Here is a 395-nt window from a genome sequence, read left to right on the forward strand (position 1 = left end):
GGGAGAGCGCATTTGGCTACACGCCACAGAGACGTTTCAATGCACCTATGAAGCCATTGTCGACGTGAACCGCAAAGACGTTGCTCTAGAAACCTTACACCGCACCCCACTGATACACTTATCCGACGATGAAACACCTTACATGATGGGCTCGCGGTACTGCCACCCCGAGGACTTCTACGATTTTGTCGGAGGTGAGATAGGCCAACTGCAAGGGGGTGCCTTTGTCGCCGCAGCAGCAGCTTGGATCAAAGATAATTTCCTCTACGATCCCTTCGCCAGCCATGCGGGTACAACTGCCACTGACACGTTCAACGCCCGTAAAGGTGTTTGCCGTGACTATGCCCACGTTCTCATCGCGATGTGCCGCGCCCGCACGATCCCTGCCCGCATCG

General features: G+C 55.7%; 1 protein-coding gene. It reads left to right on the forward strand.

The genetic code is table 11. The annotated features are described in order from the left end of the window. Positions 1-395: transglutaminase domain-containing protein (locus tag J3L16_RS16020; protein ID WP_207614061.1), on the forward strand; the 395-nt coding region annotated here is incomplete at both ends.

Origin of the sequence: Alteromonas sp. 5E99-2, from assembly GCF_017368475.1 — a bacterium.
Taxonomy (GTDB): domain Bacteria; phylum Pseudomonadota; class Gammaproteobacteria; order Enterobacterales; family Alteromonadaceae; genus Alteromonas_F.